The organism is Actinoplanes sp. CA-131856 (genome assembly GCF_050956135.1).
Classification (GTDB): domain Bacteria; phylum Actinomycetota; class Actinomycetes; order Mycobacteriales; family Micromonosporaceae; genus Actinoplanes.
The window spans coordinates 4,168,294-4,184,344 of record NZ_CP191849.1; the positions used below are offsets into that span (position 1 = coordinate 4,168,294).

The following is a 16,051-nucleotide window of genomic DNA, read 5'->3' on the forward strand; positions in this document are numbered from 1 at the left end:
CGTTCGACGGCTGTGTCAGCCCTCACCCAGCCGATCGCGCAACTGGGCCGCGACCGGGCCGGACGGCTCGGCGAGGGCGTCCAGCGCCGCACGCCAATGCTGCCGGGCCGCCCCCGGGTCGCCCGCGTCGCGGCAGGCGTCGCCCATCGCCAGCTGCACCTCGGCCAGGGCGGCCGGGCTGCCCGCCCGCTGGTAGGCGCCGGCCGCCTCCTCCCAGCGGGCCATCGCCTCGTCGGGCCGGCCCATCTCGCGGTAGAGGTTGGCCAGCAGGTCCCAGCTGTGCCCGGCGCCGAGTTCGTCGCCGATGTCCCACGACAGCGACAGCGTCTCGCGCAACAGGTCCTGTGCCTGCTGAGTGTGCCCGAGCTGGGCCCGGCTGCCGGCCAATGTGCGCAGCGCCCGGGCCTCGTTGACCCGGTTGCCGGTCGACCGGAAGATCTCCAGGGCGCGTTCGCTGTGCCACACCGCTTCCTGGTGCTCGTCACGCTCGGCCCGCACGTAGGCCCAGTTCAGCTCGACCATGGCCAGGCCCGGCCGGTCGTCCAGTCGCTCGAACAGGGCGCCGGCGAGGGTCAGATGCTCGGGTGCCTCGTCGTCCCGGTCGGCGTTGAACAGCGCCCCGGCCAGGCTGCGGTGCAGATGCGCCTGCCCGGCCAGGTCGCCGTCGGCCACCGCGGCGGCCAGGCCGCGGCGCATGGTCGCCTCCCAGGCCGGCAGCCGGCCGGTGAAGTGCAGGTGGGTCTGCAGGGTCAGGGCCACGTGCCAGGCCACCGCGGGCGGTCCGTCCTCGACGATGGCGTCCAGCACCCGCCGCTCGGCGTCGAACCACGCCATCGCCTCACCTGACCCGGTGAACGCGGGCACGGTCACCCCGGCCCGGGGCGCCGGCGGCCGGGGCGGTGGCAGCGCGCGGGCGAGCAGCTCCTGCGCCTCGTAGGCGCCCGACCGGTAGAAGTCGTGGATCCGGCCCAGCGCCTCGCGGCGGTCCTCGGGCCCGTCGTGGCGGGCGCTCAGGTCGGCCGCGTACTGCCGGAGCAGATCGTGCATGTGGTGGCGGCCGGCCCGGGACTGGGTCAGCAGGTGGGTGGCCAGCTCGCCCAGCAGCATCCGGGCCGCCCGCTGCTCGACCGCGGCCAGCGAGGCCGCCGCGGTGATCGTCACGTCGGGGCCCGGGTGCAGCGACAGCAGCCGGAACATCCGGGCCGCGCCCGGGCTCAGCGCCCGGTACGACCACGAGAAGACCGCGCTCAGGTCGGTGTCCTCGTCGGCGCCGAACGCGTCCAGCCCGGCGCCGGCCTCGGCCAGCTCCTCGGCGATGTCGGCCAGCGGGGTGTCGGGCAGGGCGGCCGCCCGGGCCACCACCACCGAGGCCGCCAGCGGCAGCCGGCCGGTGCGCGCGATGATCTCGTCGACCGCCTCCGGCTCGGCCTCGACCCGCCGGGCGCCGAGACGGTTGACCAGGCCTTCGCGCACCTCGTGGGGCGACGGCAGGTCGAGCGGCACCGGATGGGCGCCGCCGGTGGTGACCAGGCCGGTGATCCGCACCCGGCTGGTGACGATGGCCAGGCTGCCCGGCGCCGAGGGCAGCAGGTGCCGTACCTGCTCGAAGTCGCGGGCGTTGTCGAGGACCACCAGCACCCGTCGGCCGGCCAGCATGCTGCGGTAGAGCCCGGCCAGCGCGTGGAGCTCGGCCGGCAGCGTCTCCTGCGGCACACCGAGCGAGCCCAGAAATCCGCGCAGCGCCTCGTCCGGCGTCATGACGGTGCCCTGGGCCGCGAAGCCCCGCAGATCGGCGAAGAGCTGACCGTCCGGGTAGGAATCGGCGATCCGGTGACCGAGGTGCACCGCGAAGGTGGTCTTGCCGATGCCGGGCATCCCGTCCACGGCCAGGGTCACCGCCGCCCGTCCCTGCCGGTGTCCCTCGTCGATCAGGCCGGTGGCCCGGGCCAGCACCGATTCGCGCCCGCTGAAGAACGGCTGGTCGGGCGGGAGCTGGGCCGGCACGAAGGGCCGGCTGGGCTCCGTCGGCCCGGTCTTCTGGTGCAGCAGGCGGTCGTACGCCCCGGCGAGCTCCGGACCGGGGTCGATGCCCAGCTCGTCGGCGAGCCGGTGACGTACCTCCTGATAGGCCTCGACCGCCTCGGCCTGCCGGCCGTCGGCGGTGAGCGCGGTGATCAGCCGGGCCTGGAGCGGCTCGTCCAGCGGCGACCAGCCGACGGCCTGGCGCAGGGCCGGGATGACCGCGCGGGCCCGCCCGTGGGCGAGGGCGATGTCGGCCGCGTCGCGCACGGCCTGCGACCGTTCGCCGTCGATGGCCACGAAGGTCGGATGGCCGCGCTCCAGCCCGGCCGCGCACGGCCCGTGCCACAGCCCGAGGGCCTCGGTCCACATCGGCACGGCCCGGGCCGGATCGGGCTCCTGGCGGGCCCGGGCGGCGAGCTGCCGGAACCGCAGCAGGTCGAGCATGTCCTCGCCGACCTTGAGCTGATAGCCGGCGGCGTGCCGGACCAGGTGGTCGCCGACCGCGCGCACCGGCAGGTCGGGCTCGATGAGCCGGCGCAGCGTGCCGATGTAGCGATGAACGACGTTCACCGCGCTGGTCGGCGGGTCCTGCTCCCACACGGCGTCGACCAGCTCGCCGAGGCCGACCACCGTGCCCGCCCGTGCCAGCAGCAGCGCCAGCACGAGGCGCTGCTGCCGGCCACCCAGGTCGAGGTCGGTGTCGCCCCGCCACGCCCGGACGGGGCCGAGAATGGTGAATCGCACCGGTGCCATGACCATGGTTATAACCCTCTGCCGCGTCGGAAACCTTGGAGCGCTCCCAACTCTCGTCCGACCGGCGGGCGGAAACATCAGTCGGATGACTATCCCGCGCTCATCGTCCCGCGGCCCGGGCCTCCAGCCAGGTGGCGAACCGGGTCGGGGCGGTGCGGAAACCGGCGTCCGGGGTGAGCGAGTTGTCGTCGAGCACGGCGCCGAAATACGCGGTGTCCGGGTCGGCCACGACCGTACGCGGGTCGCCGTCGACCTTGAGGATCTGCCGGCCCAGCTCGTCCAGCGGGATGGCCTCGGGGCCGGCTACCTCGACCAGCCCGGCCGGCTCGGCCAGCGCGATCTCGGCGACCAGGGCGGCCACGTCGTCGGCGGCCATCGGGCGCAGCTTGGCCGGGGTGAGCCGGACCGTGTCGCCGTCGGCGCCGGTCTCGGCGATCGCCTTGACGAACTCGAAGAACTGGGTGGCCTTGACGATGGTGTACGGCGTGTGGCCGTCCCGGATCATCTCCTCCTGCACGACCTTGGCCCGCATGTATCCGCTGTCCCGCAGCCGCTCGGCGCCGACGATCGACAGGGCGACGTGGTGGCGTACGCCCGCGGCCGCCTCGGCGTCGAGCACGTTGCCGGTCGAGGTCTTGAAGAAGCTCATCACCGCGTCGTCGGCGAAGTTGGGCGAGTTGGAGACGTCGACGACCACCTGCGCGCCGTCCAGCGCGGCGGCCAGGCCCTCGCCGGTGAGGGTGTTGACGCCGGTGTTGGGCGCGGCCGCGACAGCCTCGTGCCCCTGGTTCGCGAGGCGCTTGACCACGTTCGAGCCGATGAGCCCGGTGCCACCGATAACCACGATCTTCATGTCCTGCTCCGTTTCTCGTCTTCGGTGACACCGAAGTTAGGGAGCGCCGGTGCGGGATCGGTGACTAAAGAGTGACGGTGAACCGGCGCCCCCTCCCGTCGTTGTGGGCGGTTGGCCGTTTCCCCCACCGGCCGACCGATCGAAGGGCAGCAGGACATGAGAAACCACGAGCCCGTGTGCGTCGTGCATCCCGGCCGGGAGCGGCTGAGTCTCGGCGGCGTCGAGCAGCACGTACGGGTCGTCTACGTCGAGCCTTCTCGTCCTCTGCCGAAGGTGGTGTCCGGCCTCGGGTGCCACCCGGTGATCCTGCTCGGCCACGCCTCGGCCGGCCCGGTGGTTCTCCGGTTCGCGCTGGAGCACCCGGGCCTGGTCGCCGGGCTGGTGCTCTACTCGCCGGCCGCCGACGACGAGGATCTGAGCGCGCTGACCCTGCCGACCCTCATCGTCACGGGCGCCCACGACAGCATCTGCAGCCCGTCCCGGGCGGCCCGGCTGCACGGCCGGATCCGCGGATCGGCCCTGCTCGTGCTGCCGGACAGCGCCAGCCAGGCGCACCTCTCGGAGCCGGTGGCCTTCACGGGCGCGGTCTCCGAGTTCGTCGGCCTGGTGACCGACGCCACGTAACGAAAACTAGTTACCGAAAACGCGTTGTCGCTAACGTCGAGGGCATGACTTCTGAACTGGTTCTGGTGACCGGCGGCTCGGGCTTCGTCGGCTCGTACGTCGTGCGGCGTGCCCTCGCCGCCGGCTACCGCGTCCGTACGACCGTCCGCTCCCGTCCCGTCGAAGGCGTCGAGTCGGTGCGGGCCGACCTGCTCTCCGACGACGGCTGGGACGAGGCGGTGGCCGGCGCCTCGTACGTCCTGCACGTGGCCTCGCCCTTCCCGGCCGCTCAGCCCTCCGACGAGAACGAGCTGATCGTCCCGGCCCGGGAGGGAACGCTGCGGGTTCTGCGGGCGGCAAAGGCTTCGGGTGTACGCCGAGTGGTGCTCACGTCGTCGTTCGCCGCCGTCGGCTACGGCCACGGCGACACCGACCGCGTCTTCACGGAGGACGACTGGACCGACGTCGCCGGGCCGGGCGTGCAGCCGTACGTCAAATCGAAGACCCTCGCCGAACAGGCGGCCTGGGACTTCGCGGCGGCGGGCGGCCCCGAGCTGACCGTGCTGAACCCGACCGGCATCTTCGGCCCGGTGCTGGGCCCGTCCTGGTCGAGCTCGATCGACCTGATCGCCGGAATGCTCGACGGCACGATGACGCGGGTCCCCGGCGTCACGATCACCCCGGTCGACGTGCGGGACCTGGCCGATCTGCACCTCCTGGCCCTGACCAGCCCGGCGGCGGCGGGGGAGCGCTACATCGCCTGCGGCCCCGACGAGATCACGCTGCCCCAGGTGGCGGCGTTGCTGGGCCGGGCCGGCCTGCCGACCGGCCCGGGCGACCGCCCCCGCCACACGACGAACGCCAAGGCGGTGGCCACGTTCGGCTGGAAGCCCCGCCCGGCGCGGGAGATGTTCCTCGACACCGCGCGCAGCCTGTCAGCCCTTCGTCAGCAGGGGTAGCAGGACGTCGTCGACGAGGCGTTCGGCCAGGGCGGGCTCGTCGCCGGCGAAGAGCTGCTCGAACAGCAGGGGGCCGAAGATGAGACGGTCCACGATGTCGAGCACTTTCGCGTCGGGGGCGATGCGGCCGGCCTCGGCGTGCCGTTTCAGCACCCGGCGCAGCACGTCGACCTCGGGCTCGACCAGGATGTCGCGCATGGCCCGCATCAGCTCGGGGTCGAGCAGGGCGTCGCGGGCCAGCCCGGTCATGGTCGCGGTGGCCGGTTCCCGCAGCCGGATCGGCCCGGCGGCCCGCTCGGCCACGGCGAGAAGGTCGCCGCGCAGGGTTCCGGTGTCGATGTCGGCCGCCGACTCGGGCTTACCGGCCTGGATGGCGGTGATGACCAGCTTCGCTTTGGAGTCCCAGCGCCGATAGAGCGTGGCCACACTGGCCCGCGCCGCCGCGGCGATGTCGTCGATGGTGACCCGGTCGTAGCCACGCTCCCGCACGAGCCGCAGCGCCGTGTCGAGAAGCTCCCGCTCCCGCTCGGCCGACAGCCGGCTGCGCCGCATTCGAGGCTGCTCCAGAGGCACCCGGCCAGCATACGGGCCGCCCTCAGCCCTCCAGCGAGACCTCGACGGCGAAGTCACCGTCGCGGTAGCGCCGCGTCGCCGGGTCGAGAACAAAGGTGTGGACCAGCGGAGAGCCGGTGGGCGCCTGCTCGACACGCCAGTAGAACTGGATGCCGGCCCGCGCATACTGGTCAGCCTTCACGATCCGGTCGGTCGTCTCCGAACCGGGTGAGACCACCTCGACGACGAGAAGCACTTGTTCGGGCCGGGTTGGGGCGACGTCGATGGTGTCCGCCCGATAGACGGTCACGTCGGGGCGGCGGTTGTTCAGTGGCACGTCCTGCAGTCGCACATCGAAGTTGATGTCGGCATTCCAATCGGGCCCGAGAGCGGCGTCCAGGGCGTTGGCCAGCAGCCGGGCCAAGCGGTTGTGCCGTTTGGAGACGCTCGGGCTCACGTGGACCATCCCGTCCACGATCTCGATGCCCGCGCACTGCTCGTCCGTCCAGGACGCGTACTGCTCGGCGCTGACCTGCTCGTGCATCCAGGCCGGCACGACCATCTCGGCAGTCATACGAACCTCCGTGGAGCTCAACCTACCGTCATGGCGGCGACGGGTTCCGCCTCGAGGTCGGCGGCCAGGAAGGCCAAGGGCAGGTCGGGTTCGACCGCTCCCCGCGCGGCGATCTGGGCCAGAGCCGACGGGAGCCGCCCGCAGCGTTCCACGATCTCGGCCACGGCGCCCGGCTCGGCCGTCACCCGGTCGCGGCCCCACCGCAGGTCCAGCATGGCCGTCGCCTCGGCCGGGCTGGGCAGCGGCAGGGGGAACGCCCCGCCGCCGCGGCTGGTGGCGATCACCACGCTCCCCGGAGTGCCGGGGAGCAGGCCCGGGTCGAGGGATCGGCAGTTGTCCAGCACGACCAGGACCCGGCGGCCGGTGAGCAGCGACCGCCATCGCCGCGCCAGCTCTTCCAGGGAGTCCGGCAGGCTGTGGGCGGGCTCGCCCAGCGAGGTCAGGAAGCCCCGCAGGACCTGGGCCGGGCCGAGGCCGCGCACGTCGGCGTAGAGCTGGCCGTCGGGGCAGGACGGGGCCAGGCGGTGGGCGATGTGGATGGCGAGAGTGGACTTGCCCACCCCTTCCACGCCGTCGATGGACAGGACGGCCGGGCCGGTGGCGCGCTGTTCCTCGATCACGGCCAGGGCCCGGTCGGCCAGGCGCGGGACCAGGAACGGGTGGTCCGACGGGAGCTGGGCCGGGCGGACCGCCGGGCGGCGGCGCAATGTGTCGCGGGCCGCCCGCAGTTCCGCGCCCGGGTCGATGCCGAGCTCGTCGCCCAGGCGTTCGCTCACCGTGTGGAAGATGCCCAGGGCCCGGTCGCGCTGGCCGTCCGCGGCCAGGGCCAGCATCAGGCGGCTCTGCAACGGCTCGTCCAAGGGCTGGGCCCGGGCGACCTCCCGCAGCGCCGGCAGCACGCGGGCCGCCTGGCGGGTGCGCAGGGCCGTGTCGGCCGCGTCGCGGGCCGCCTGCGCGCGTTCGCCGTCGACGCTGTCGAACACCGGGCTGGGGTCGAGTCCTTCGGCACAGGGGCCGCGCCACAACGACAGCGCCCGCAGATAGTGGCCGACCGGGTCTTCGGAAGTGACGGCCGACGAAACCAGCTTGCGGAACGTGAGCAGGTCGAGGGTGGACTCGTCGGCCCGCAGCAGATAGCCGTCGCCGACCCGGGACAGCAGCGAGCCGGCCGAGCGGACCGGCAGGTGGGGCTCCATGAGGCGGCGGAGCTGGCCGATCGAGCGGTGCAGCACGTTGGCCGCGCTGGCCGGCGGGTCGTCGCCCCAGACCAGATCGACCAGGTCGTTCTGGCCGAGCACCGAGCCGGCGCGGGCCAGCAGCAGGGCCAGGACCGTGCGCTGACGGCCGGCGCCCGCGTGCAGTTCCCGGTCGCCTTCGCGGAGGCTGACCGGGCCGAGGATCGCGAACCGAATCATGCCACCAGCCTGTCGGCCGGTGGTGGCGAAAACATCAGTACGATGACTGCGCCGCGGCTCCCAGGGCCGCCGAGAGCTGGCGGCGGCCGCTGACACCCAGGCGGGGATAGATGCGGTAAAGGTGGGCGCCGACCGTGCGGTGCGAGATGAACAGCCGCTGGCCGATCTCGCGGTTGGTCAGGCCCTCGGCGGCCATCGTGGCGATCTGCATCTCCTGGGCCGACAACTGGTCGCTCAGGTTCTCGTGGCGGCGGCCGCTCGACTCGCCGGTGGCGCGCAGCTGGTCGCGGGCCAGCTCGGCCCACGGGCGGGCGCCGAGACGGTCGAACTCGTCGCGGGCGGCGCGCAGCGGCACCCGGGCGTCGACCTGGCGGCGCTGCCGGCGCAGCCAGCGGCCGTGGTTGAGGTGCAGCCGGGCCCGGACCAGCCGCACCCCGGACGGCAGCGTGGCGAACGCCGAGGCGTACCGCTCCCCGGCCTCGTCGTCCGGGGCCAGCACGGCGCTCGTGTAGGCGTACGCCGTCGTCATCATCTCCGTCGGCAGGCGGCGGGCCAGCCCGGGCAGGTCGGTCAGGAGCTCACGGGCCCGCTCAACCGTGCCCGCGGCCAGCGCCGCGTCGGCCAGGTCGGGCGCCACGAGCCAGCGGCTCACCGAGTGATAGTGCGGGTCCTGAGGATCGAAGACCCGGGCCAGGAGGTCGTACGCCTCCTCGACGCGACCACCGAGCAGGGCGAGCAACCCCTCGACCTGCTGGGTGATCGACGACGCGAACGGCATGCCCATCAGCAGCGGGCCGGCCCGTAGTTCGCGCACCATCGCCTCGGCCAACGGGACGTCGCCGCGGGTCACCGCGACCAGGCCCGACACCGACCGGACGCCCAGCAGGACGATCGCCTCGCCGGTCTCCTGGGCCAGGGCGACGCCCTCGGCCGCGTCCGTCCGGGCCTGGTCGAGCTGGCCCAGGTAGTACCGCGGCCAGGCGCCGGCCAGCGAGCGTGCGAGCAGCCCGAGCCGGCCTTGAGCCCGCCAGTTCGTGGCCGCCTGGGCCAGCAACCGGCTGCTGTGGGTGAAGTCGCCGAAGCCCATGGCGCCGCTGCCCAGGTAGTGCACGGCCCGGCCGTCGTGCCGGTCGAGGTCGAGCCGGTCCAGCCGGCCGAGCACGTCGGCGCCGAAGCGGTACGGCTCGGCGTAGGCGCGGACGGCAAGGATCAGCGGATCGTCCGGCCCGGCCTCCCAGCGGTCGGCGACCGCGGCCAGCTCGGCCCGGGTGGCGGCGTCGCCGTCCTGGAAGAAGCAGCGCGAGGCGGCCCGCCACAGCAGGTTGTCGGCGACGTCGCGGGCCCCGGCCGCGGCCGCCTCGGTCGCCGCGCCCAGCATGTCGTGGATGCGCCGCTGAGGCTCGTCGGGCTCGAAGGCGGCGTTATCGGAGACCAGCAGAAGGCGGGCCCGCTCGACCGGTCCCATCAGGGCCGGATCGGCCCCGGCCAGCAGCGCGCGGGTCCGGCCCCGGTGGCTGAGCTGCCCGGACAGCTCGGCGGCGCGGACCAGAATGCCAGTGCGGCGGCGCGGGTCCCGTACGAGCGAAGCCGCCTGTTGCAGTGCCGGGACCGCCGCGGCGACCTTGCCCCGCGCCTGCGAGGCGTCGGCCGACCTCTCGAGCCGGTCGGCCAGCTCCTCGTCCGGGCCGATCGTGGCCGTGGCCTGGTGGAAGAGCTGCCGGTCGGGCTGATCGGCCAGGACGGCGGCCAGCGCGCGGTGTGCGGCCAGCCGGTGGGTGACCCGGGCCCGGTTGTAGACGGCCGAGCGCATCAGCGGATGGCGGAACTCGGGGCCGTGCGCGGTGACCGTGATCAAGCCGGCGTCGGCCGCCTCCTGGAGCGCGTCGACGGTGACGATCGAGCCGGTGACCTGGGCGGCCGCCTCCAGCAGCCGGTCCAGCGGCGCGTAGGGCTCGGCCGCCATCACGAGCAGCAGCGCCCGGCTGGACGGGCTGATCGAGTCGGTGCGGGCCGCGAACGCGGTCTCGAGCCGCTGTGTCAGCGGCAGGTCGTCGGCGCCGGCCGGGGCGTCGAGGGCGGCCTTGGGCAGCTCGATCAGGGCGAGCGGGTTGCCGGCGGCCCGGTCGAGGATCCGGGCGCGCAGCTGCGGCGGGAGGGCGGGGGCGCGGTCGTCGAGCAGTTCGGCCGAGGCGGCGTCGTCGAGCGGGGCCAGGAGCAGCTCGGGGGTGTAGCCGGCGCCGATCCGCCCGCTGCCGTCGGGCCGGCTCGCGCCGAGCACGAGCAGGGCGTGCCCGTGGGCCCGGCGGGCCACGAAGAGCATCGCGTCGCGGGTCGACGGGTCGATCCACTGGATGTCGTCGGCGGCCACCAGCACCGGATGGCGGGTGGCGGCGTCGGCCAGCAGCTCCAGCACGGCCAGGCCGACCCGGTAGACGTCGGGCTCGGTGTCGTCGGCCCCGAACGCGGACCGCAGCACCGTGCGGTGCGCGGCCGGCAGCCGGTCGATCTCGCGGATCATCGGCTGGAGCAGCAGGTTGAGCGCGGCGAACGGGAACCAGCGCTCGGTCTCGACGCCGGCCGTGGCCAGGACTGTGAAGCCCTGGTCGGCGGCCTCGGCCGACACGGCCCGCAGCAGGGCCGTCTTGCCGACGCCGGCCGGGCCGTGGACGAGCAGCGCCGTGCCGTTGCCGGCGGCGGCCTCGGCGAGCAGTCCCCGGGTGAGGCGCAGCTCGGCCTCTCTCCCGATCATGCTCGTCACCCCGGTATTTTAGGCCCGGCCGTAGATCAACCTGTCAATCGCCTCGGTGAGATCGTCCACGGCCTCGCGCAGTTCGGCGTCGGAGGCGCCGGCGAGCTGCTCGTATCGGGCGTCGCGGATCGCCGAGATCATCTCGGCCAGCCGGTGGGCCGGGATGGTGGCCGTGGCCGCGCCTGAGGCCTGGTCACGGCGGATCTTCTCGGCCGCCCGCTCGTCGTACCGCCGCCGGACCCGGCCGACGAAGTCGCGCAGCTCCTCCGAGGTGGCCATGGCGGTCGCGGCGCAGGAGAGGATGCCCGCGTTGGCCCGCCAGAGTGTGGCCGACGTCTCCAGTTGGGTGCGCAACAGGTCGCGGGCCGGACCGTCGGCGTCGAACCAGACGTGGCCGGCCGCGAGGTCGTGCCCCACGTTCGTCATCAGCGCGGTCAGCACGGCGGTCTTGGTCGGGAAGTAGAAGTAGAAGCTCGTGCGGGAGATGCCGGCGCCGCTCGCGAGGTCGTCGATGGTCACCGACTCGTACGGCCGCTCGGAGAACAGGGCCCGCGCGGCCTCGAGGATCGCCGCCTCGCGGAGATCGCCCTTCGACGGGCCGGTGCGGCGGCGCGTTACCTGACTCATATTTCCGATCATTCCCTATGTGATCATCAACGCGGTGCCGACAAAAATCGACACGGTGTCGATAGCGTAGTCGAACGTGACCACACCCGAACGCGTTGCCCGCCCGCGGCTGCTCCTGCTCGCCGCCGCGGCCGCCAGCTTTTTGCTGGCGCTGATCCAGTCCATCCCGGTGCCGGTGCTGCCGCAGATCGCCGCGCAACTCGGCGCGGACGCCACCACGGTCGGGTGGGTGTCCACGGCGACGCTGCTCGCCGCCTCCTCCTTCACCCCGCTGCTGGGCCGGCTCGGCCACGTCCTCGGGGTGAAGCCGGTCTTCGTCGCCACCCTCGCCGTCACCCTGGCCGGCAGCCTTCTCGCCGCCACCGCCCACGACATCACCTGGCTGATCGTGGCCCGGGTCCTGCAGGGCAGCAGCTTCGCCCTGTTCCCGCTGGGCATCAGCCTGCTGCGCCACGAGCTGCCGCCGGCCAAGCTCACCCACAGCATGGCCGTCGTGGCCTCCACCCTCGGCGTCGGCGGCGGCGTCGCGCTGGTCGCGGCCGGTCTGCTCACCCAGGGCGACGCCGACTACCGCCGGATCTTCTGGCTCACCGTCGTGATGAGCGCCGTCACGCTGGCCCTCGCACTGACTCTGCCCAAGCGGGCCGGCGCCGGCGGCCGCGTCGACTACGTGGGCGCCGCGGTCCTGTCGGCCGGTCTCGTCAGCCTCCTGCTGCCGATCTCGCAGGGACACACCTGGGGCTGGGGCTCGGCCCGGGTCATCGTGCTGTTCGTGGCCGCCGCGATCATTCTCGTCGGCTTCTACCTGCTGGAACGCCGCACGGCGGCGCCGCTCGTCTCGGTCGAGATGCTGCGCCACCGCCCGATCCTGGTGACCAACCTGGCCGCCATGGCGGTCGGCTTCGCGATGTTCGCCCTCCAGCTCGCGACCAGCTACTTCGTGCAGAGCCCGAGCGCGTACACCGGCTTCGGTTTCAGCGCGACCGTCCTCGAGACCAGCGTCATCTATCTGCTGCCGGGCGCGGCGGCCAGCGTCGTGGTCGGCCCGATCGCCGGCATGCTCGTGGGCAAGGTCGGCCCGCGGATCGTGCTGGCTCTGGCCTGCGGCATCGGCGCGGCCGGCCTGGCCTCGCTGACCTTCCTGCACGACAACAAGGTCGAGACCATCGCGGCGTTCGTCGTCGCCAGCTGCGCCATCGCCATGGCGTACGCCTCGATGCCGGCCCTTCTCGTCAGCCACGTGCAGCCGGCCGAGACGGGCATCGCCAACTCGGTCAACAGCATCATGCGCACGGTCGGCGGCACCATCGGCAGCGCCCTGGTCATCACGATCCTGGCCGGGCAGACGAAGACGGTGGGCACCGTCGCCCTGCCGACCGAGAACGCCTTCCGGATCAGCTACGCGCTGGGCGCCATCGTCTTCCTCATCGGCGGCGCCCTGGTCCTGCTGTTCATCGACCGCTCTTCTCCGAAGTCGCCCGAGGTGTCGGACATCCGCTCGACGGCCGATCTCGAGGCGGCGCGCGCCTAGCCTGACGGCATGGATCGTCCCGACTGGACCGGGCCGCTGGGTGTGGCCTTCGACCACGCGACGGCGTATCTGGGCGGGCTGCCGGACCGGCCGGTGCGCCCGCCGGCCTCGCTGGAGCAGATGCGAGCGGCGCTCGGCGGGCCGTTGCAGGCCGGGTCGCTGCCACCGGAGAAGGTGGTGGCCGACCTGGTCGCGGCGGCCGAGCCGGGGGTCATGGCCTCGTCGAGCGGGCGCTTCTTCGGTTTCGTGATCGGCGGGGCCACGCCGGCCGCGCTGGCCGCGGACTGGCTCACCTCGACCTGGGACCAGAACGCCGGGCTGTACGTGCTGGGGCCGGCGGCGAGCGTGGTCGAGGAGACGGCCGCCGGATGGCTGGTCGAGCTGTTCGGGCTGCCGGTGGGGTCCTCGGTCGGATATGTCACCGGCGGGCAGATGGCCAACTTCACGGCGCTGGCGATCGCGGTCCGTGAGGTGCTGGGCCGCGAGGGGTGGGACGTCGACGCGGACGGGCTGTGGGGAGCGCCGCGGGTCCGGGTGATCGTGGGGGAGGGGCGCCACGGCACCATCGATCGGGCCCTGAGACACCTTGGCATGGGTACGAACTCGCTGGTCACGGTGGCGATGGACGACCAGGGCCGTCTCGTGCCGGCCGCGCTGTCGGCGGCGCTCGCCGATGGTGCGGGGCCGGCGATCGTCTGTGCGCAGGCCGGGAACGTCAACACGGGCGCGGTCGACCCGCTGGCGGAGATCGCCGATCTGGTCGGCGACGCGTGGCTGCACGTGGACGGGGCGTTCGGGCTGTGGGCGGCGGCCAGTCCCCGGCTGCGGCCACTGGTCGAGGGCATCGAGCGAGCCGACTCGTGGGCGACCGACGCGCACAAGTGGCTCAACGTGCCGTACGACTCGGGCTTGGTGATCTGTGCCCATCCCGACGCGCACCGGGCGGCGATGGGAGTGCGGGCCAGCTATCTGCAGCACGCTTCGTCGGGCGAGCGCGACGCCTTGGAGTACAACCCCGAGCACTCGCGGCGGGCGCGGGGGTTCGCGGTGTACGCCGCGATGCGCCAGCTGGGCAGCGACGGGATCGCGGAACTGGTGGACAGGTCGTGCGCGCTGGCCCGGCGCTTCGCCGAGCGGCTCTCGGCCGGGGGAGCGCAGGTGCTCAACGAGGTCGTTCTCAACCAGGTTCTCGTACGCCTCGGCGACGATCACACGACGCAGCAGACCCTGCGCCGCCTCCAAGAGGAGGGCACAGCCTGGATGAGCGGCACCACCTGGAACGGCGCCGCGGCCATCCGCATCTCGGTCTCGAACTGGTCGACCGACGAGGAGGACGTCGATCGTACGGTCGAAGCGATCCTGGCCGCGGCCGCCTAGAGGCCGGCCTCGTCCAGTGCCTTGACGGCCAGCTGCCGCCCGACGGCGACCATGTCGCCGGCGCGGTGGAAGTCCATGACACGGCAGGCGTTCACCGGCACGGCGATCTGCACGTCCGGCGGGAGCCCGGCCATCCGGTAGCGGGCGATCATGTCCTGCATGGCGTCGAGCGACGAGGCCAGCACGTCGGCGATCCGCAGGTTACCCGGCAGCGGATCGGCCGCGGCGGCGGCCGTCAACTCCGCCAGATCGGGCGTCTCCAGGGCCGCCGCCTGGCCGTTACGGGTCTGGAACACCTGCCGGAGCCGGTCACGCCAGTCCTCGTACCAGTGCGGCGCCGCGGCCGCCCGCACCGGCGACGCCGGCTCGCCCTGCGGCCGCGGCGCCTGCAGCGAGACCGCCACGGTCAGATCGGCCCCGGAGGCCGCTGTCGGCTCGATGGGCACCGGATTGAGCAGGCCGCCGTCGGCCAGCAGCCGCCCGTTGATGACGACCGGCGTGATCAGGCCCGGAATGGCGATCGAGGCCCGGATGGCCGAGCGCAACAGCCCGCGCTGGAACCACACCTCACGCCGCGCGTTGATGTCGGTGGCCACCGCGGTGTAGGGGATCGGAAGGTGCTCGATCTCCGCGTCGCCGAGGAAGTCGTTCAGATGGTTGATCAGCCGGTCGGCCGCCATCGCGCCCGGCAGCGCCCATTTGGGGTCGATGAGCCGCAGGATGTCCCGCTGTTTGAGCGCGACCGCCCAGTCGGTGAACTCCTTGAGCCGCCCGGCGGCCATCACCCCGCCGACCAGGGCGCCCATCGAGGACCCGGCCACCGAGCACACCTCGAAGCCGCGCTCCTCGAGCACCTGCACGACCCCGATGTGCGCGAACCCGCGGGCCCCGCCGGACCCCAGCGCCAGCGCGACCCGCCGTCCTCCGGACATGCCCTGATGCTATCGAAGCCGCCGGGCTGTCAGGCCGCTCTCCGCAGCAGGGCCAGCACCTCTTCGTCCAGCTCACGGGCCACTGCGAGGGCCGGTTCACTTCCGTACGGAGTGAGCAGGCTCTCCATCGAGTCGTAGGCGAGGTGAACGGCGTCGCCGTCCTCCCAGACCAGGATCGACACCGGTGCGTAGGAGCCGGCCTCGGGCACGTGCCGGGTCATGCGGGCCATGGTCTCCGGGTTGCCGGCGATGATCCGCCGGAGGCGCCTCGGCGTCACCCCGGGCAGCTTGGCCAGCGCGGCGCCCTGGTCGAGGTCCATGAACCGCATCAGACCGGCCGGTCCGGCGGCGCCGGCCACGACCTCGTGGAACTCCTCGTACGAGGTCGCGCCCAGCCATTCCCGCGCCGCGGAGGCCAGGTCGGGCCGGGAGATTCCCTGGTAGAGACCGGCGATCACGTCGTCGAACTTCTTCGTGGAGGTCAGGGTGACCCGTTCGACGGTCACCCTGCTCCGCGTCTCGCTCTGCGTCATACCTGGAAAGTTAGGCGCGGTTCGCAGTGCCGTTATCAGTCATCCGACTCGCCGGCTTTGGAACGCTCGAGCGCCAGGTCGAGCGCGAGCACGCTGCCGATGACGAGGAGCGGATCGACACCCTCGGAGACCTGCACCGCGTACGTGTCGCGGATGGTCAGCCAGCGCTTGGAGACGGCGGCCACCTCGCGGCCGTCCTGCTCGATGACGTACTCGTGGTCGAGCAGGTTGCCCTTCATCTCCAGGTCGTCCGGTCCGGGCACGTCGATGGTGAACTTGTCGCGGAACGGGGTGAACAGCTTCTTGCGCACCTCGGCCGCTTTCTCGCCGCCGATCCGGATCTCGTACGTGGGACGCAGCGCGACGAGATGGCGGTGGACCGACGCCACCTCGTCGCCGTTGGTGTCCTCGATGACGACCCGGTTGCGGACGCTGAGGACCTTGCCGTCGACGTGGTAGACCCGGTTGCCGTTCTCGTCCTCCACGTCGAAGTCGTCGCCGATGGAGAAGAAGCGTTCCTTGATCACATACATGTCCCCAGTGTGCGGCGCGGCCCGCCACGGCGAAAGCG

14 protein-coding genes are annotated in these 16,051 nt (G+C 72.9%); 4 read left to right on the plus strand and 10 right to left on the minus strand.

Going from position 1 to position 16,051, the window contains the following annotated elements; translation table 11 throughout:
• Nucleotides 1-15 precede the first annotated feature (15 nt).
• Both ACQP2X_RS19220 and ACQP2X_RS19225 read right to left on the minus strand, forming a co-directional pair.
• A complete protein-coding gene (locus ACQP2X_RS19220) occupies nucleotides 16-2,775 on the minus strand; it encodes an AfsR/SARP family transcriptional regulator (RefSeq protein WP_498698825.1) in 2,760 nt (919 codons plus the stop codon).
• 100 nt (nucleotides 2,776-2,875) lie between these two features.
• The gene (locus tag ACQP2X_RS19225; protein WP_498698827.1) at nucleotides 2,876-3,628 is read right to left on the minus strand and encodes an SDR family oxidoreductase; all 753 of its coding nucleotides are present in this window, start codon (nucleotides 3,626-3,628) and stop codon (nucleotides 2,876-2,878) included.
• Nucleotides 3,629-3,784: 156 nt separating this feature from the next.
• On the opposite strand from ACQP2X_RS19225, the gene ACQP2X_RS19230 reads away from it, so the two are divergent.
• Together ACQP2X_RS19230 and ACQP2X_RS19235 are read left to right on the plus strand one after the other, a co-directional pair.
• Nucleotides 3,785-4,252: an alpha/beta fold hydrolase gene (locus ACQP2X_RS19230; protein WP_498698829.1), complete on the plus strand. Its 468-nt coding sequence runs from the start codon at nucleotides 3,785-3,787 to the stop codon at nucleotides 4,250-4,252.
• Between the two features lie 44 nt (nucleotides 4,253-4,296).
• A complete protein-coding gene (locus ACQP2X_RS19235) occupies nucleotides 4,297-5,190 on the plus strand; it encodes an NAD-dependent epimerase/dehydratase family protein (protein WP_498698831.1) in 894 nt (297 codons plus the stop codon).
• On the opposite strand, the gene ACQP2X_RS19240 is transcribed toward ACQP2X_RS19235, so the two are convergent.
• The 5 genes from ACQP2X_RS19240 to ACQP2X_RS19260 are packed head-to-tail and all read right to left on the minus strand — an operon-like array spanning nucleotide 5,167 to nucleotide 11,107.
• Nucleotides 5,167-5,763: a TetR/AcrR family transcriptional regulator gene (locus ACQP2X_RS19240; protein ID WP_498698833.1), complete on the minus strand. Its 597-nt coding sequence runs from the start codon at nucleotides 5,761-5,763 to the stop codon at nucleotides 5,167-5,169. The genes ACQP2X_RS19235 and ACQP2X_RS19240 overlap by 24 nt on opposite strands.
• 22 nt (nucleotides 5,764-5,785) lie before the next feature.
• Nucleotides 5,786-6,316, minus strand: coding sequence for a Uma2 family endonuclease (locus ACQP2X_RS19245; protein ID WP_498698834.1), 531 nt, complete (start codon nucleotides 6,314-6,316; stop codon nucleotides 5,786-5,788).
• 17 nt (nucleotides 6,317-6,333) lie between these two features.
• Nucleotides 6,334-7,731, minus strand: coding sequence for an AfsR/SARP family transcriptional regulator (locus ACQP2X_RS19250; protein ID WP_498698836.1), 1,398 nt, complete (start codon nucleotides 7,729-7,731; stop codon nucleotides 6,334-6,336).
• A gap of 34 nt (nucleotides 7,732-7,765) precedes the next feature.
• Complete coding sequence (locus ACQP2X_RS19255) at nucleotides 7,766-10,480, minus strand: ATP-binding protein (protein ID WP_498698838.1); 2,715 nt, start codon at nucleotides 10,478-10,480, stop codon at nucleotides 7,766-7,768.
• Between the two features lie 18 nt (nucleotides 10,481-10,498).
• Nucleotides 10,499-11,107: a TetR/AcrR family transcriptional regulator gene (locus ACQP2X_RS19260; protein ID WP_498698840.1), complete on the minus strand. Its 609-nt coding sequence runs from the start codon at nucleotides 11,105-11,107 to the stop codon at nucleotides 10,499-10,501.
• Nucleotides 11,108-11,183: 76 nt separating this feature from the next.
• Here ACQP2X_RS19260 and ACQP2X_RS19265 point away from each other — a divergent pair, with 76 nt between their 5' ends.
• Both ACQP2X_RS19265 and ACQP2X_RS19270 read left to right on the plus strand, forming a co-directional pair.
• Nucleotides 11,184-12,638, plus strand: a complete 1,455-nt coding sequence (locus ACQP2X_RS19265; protein ID WP_498698842.1) for an MFS transporter — start codon at nucleotides 11,184-11,186, stop codon at nucleotides 12,636-12,638.
• A 9-nt stretch (nucleotides 12,639-12,647) separates the two neighbouring features.
• Nucleotides 12,648-14,015 carry a pyridoxal phosphate-dependent decarboxylase family protein gene (locus ACQP2X_RS19270; RefSeq protein ID WP_498698843.1) on the plus strand — a complete coding sequence of 456 codons (1,368 nt, stop codon included), beginning with the start codon at nucleotides 12,648-12,650 and terminating at the stop codon, nucleotides 14,013-14,015.
• Here the strand turns inward: ACQP2X_RS19270 and ACQP2X_RS19275 are convergent.
• The 3 genes from ACQP2X_RS19275 to ACQP2X_RS19285 are packed head-to-tail and all read right to left on the minus strand — an operon-like array spanning nucleotide 14,012 to nucleotide 16,013.
• Nucleotides 14,012-14,947 carry a patatin-like phospholipase family protein gene (locus ACQP2X_RS19275; RefSeq protein ID WP_498698845.1) on the minus strand — a complete coding sequence of 312 codons (936 nt, stop codon included), beginning with the start codon at nucleotides 14,945-14,947 and terminating at the stop codon, nucleotides 14,012-14,014. The two genes, ACQP2X_RS19270 and ACQP2X_RS19275, sit on opposite strands and share 4 nt — an antisense overlap.
• A 29-nt stretch (nucleotides 14,948-14,976) precedes the next feature.
• Nucleotides 14,977-15,480 carry a DUF302 domain-containing protein gene (locus ACQP2X_RS19280; protein WP_498698847.1) on the minus strand — a complete coding sequence of 168 codons (504 nt, stop codon included), beginning with the start codon at nucleotides 15,478-15,480 and terminating at the stop codon, nucleotides 14,977-14,979.
• 35 nt (nucleotides 15,481-15,515) lie between these two features.
• Complete coding sequence (locus tag ACQP2X_RS19285) at nucleotides 15,516-16,013, minus strand: LURP-one-related/scramblase family protein (RefSeq protein WP_498698848.1); 498 nt, start codon at nucleotides 16,011-16,013, stop codon at nucleotides 15,516-15,518.
• Between the last annotated feature and the right edge of the window lie 38 nt (nucleotides 16,014-16,051).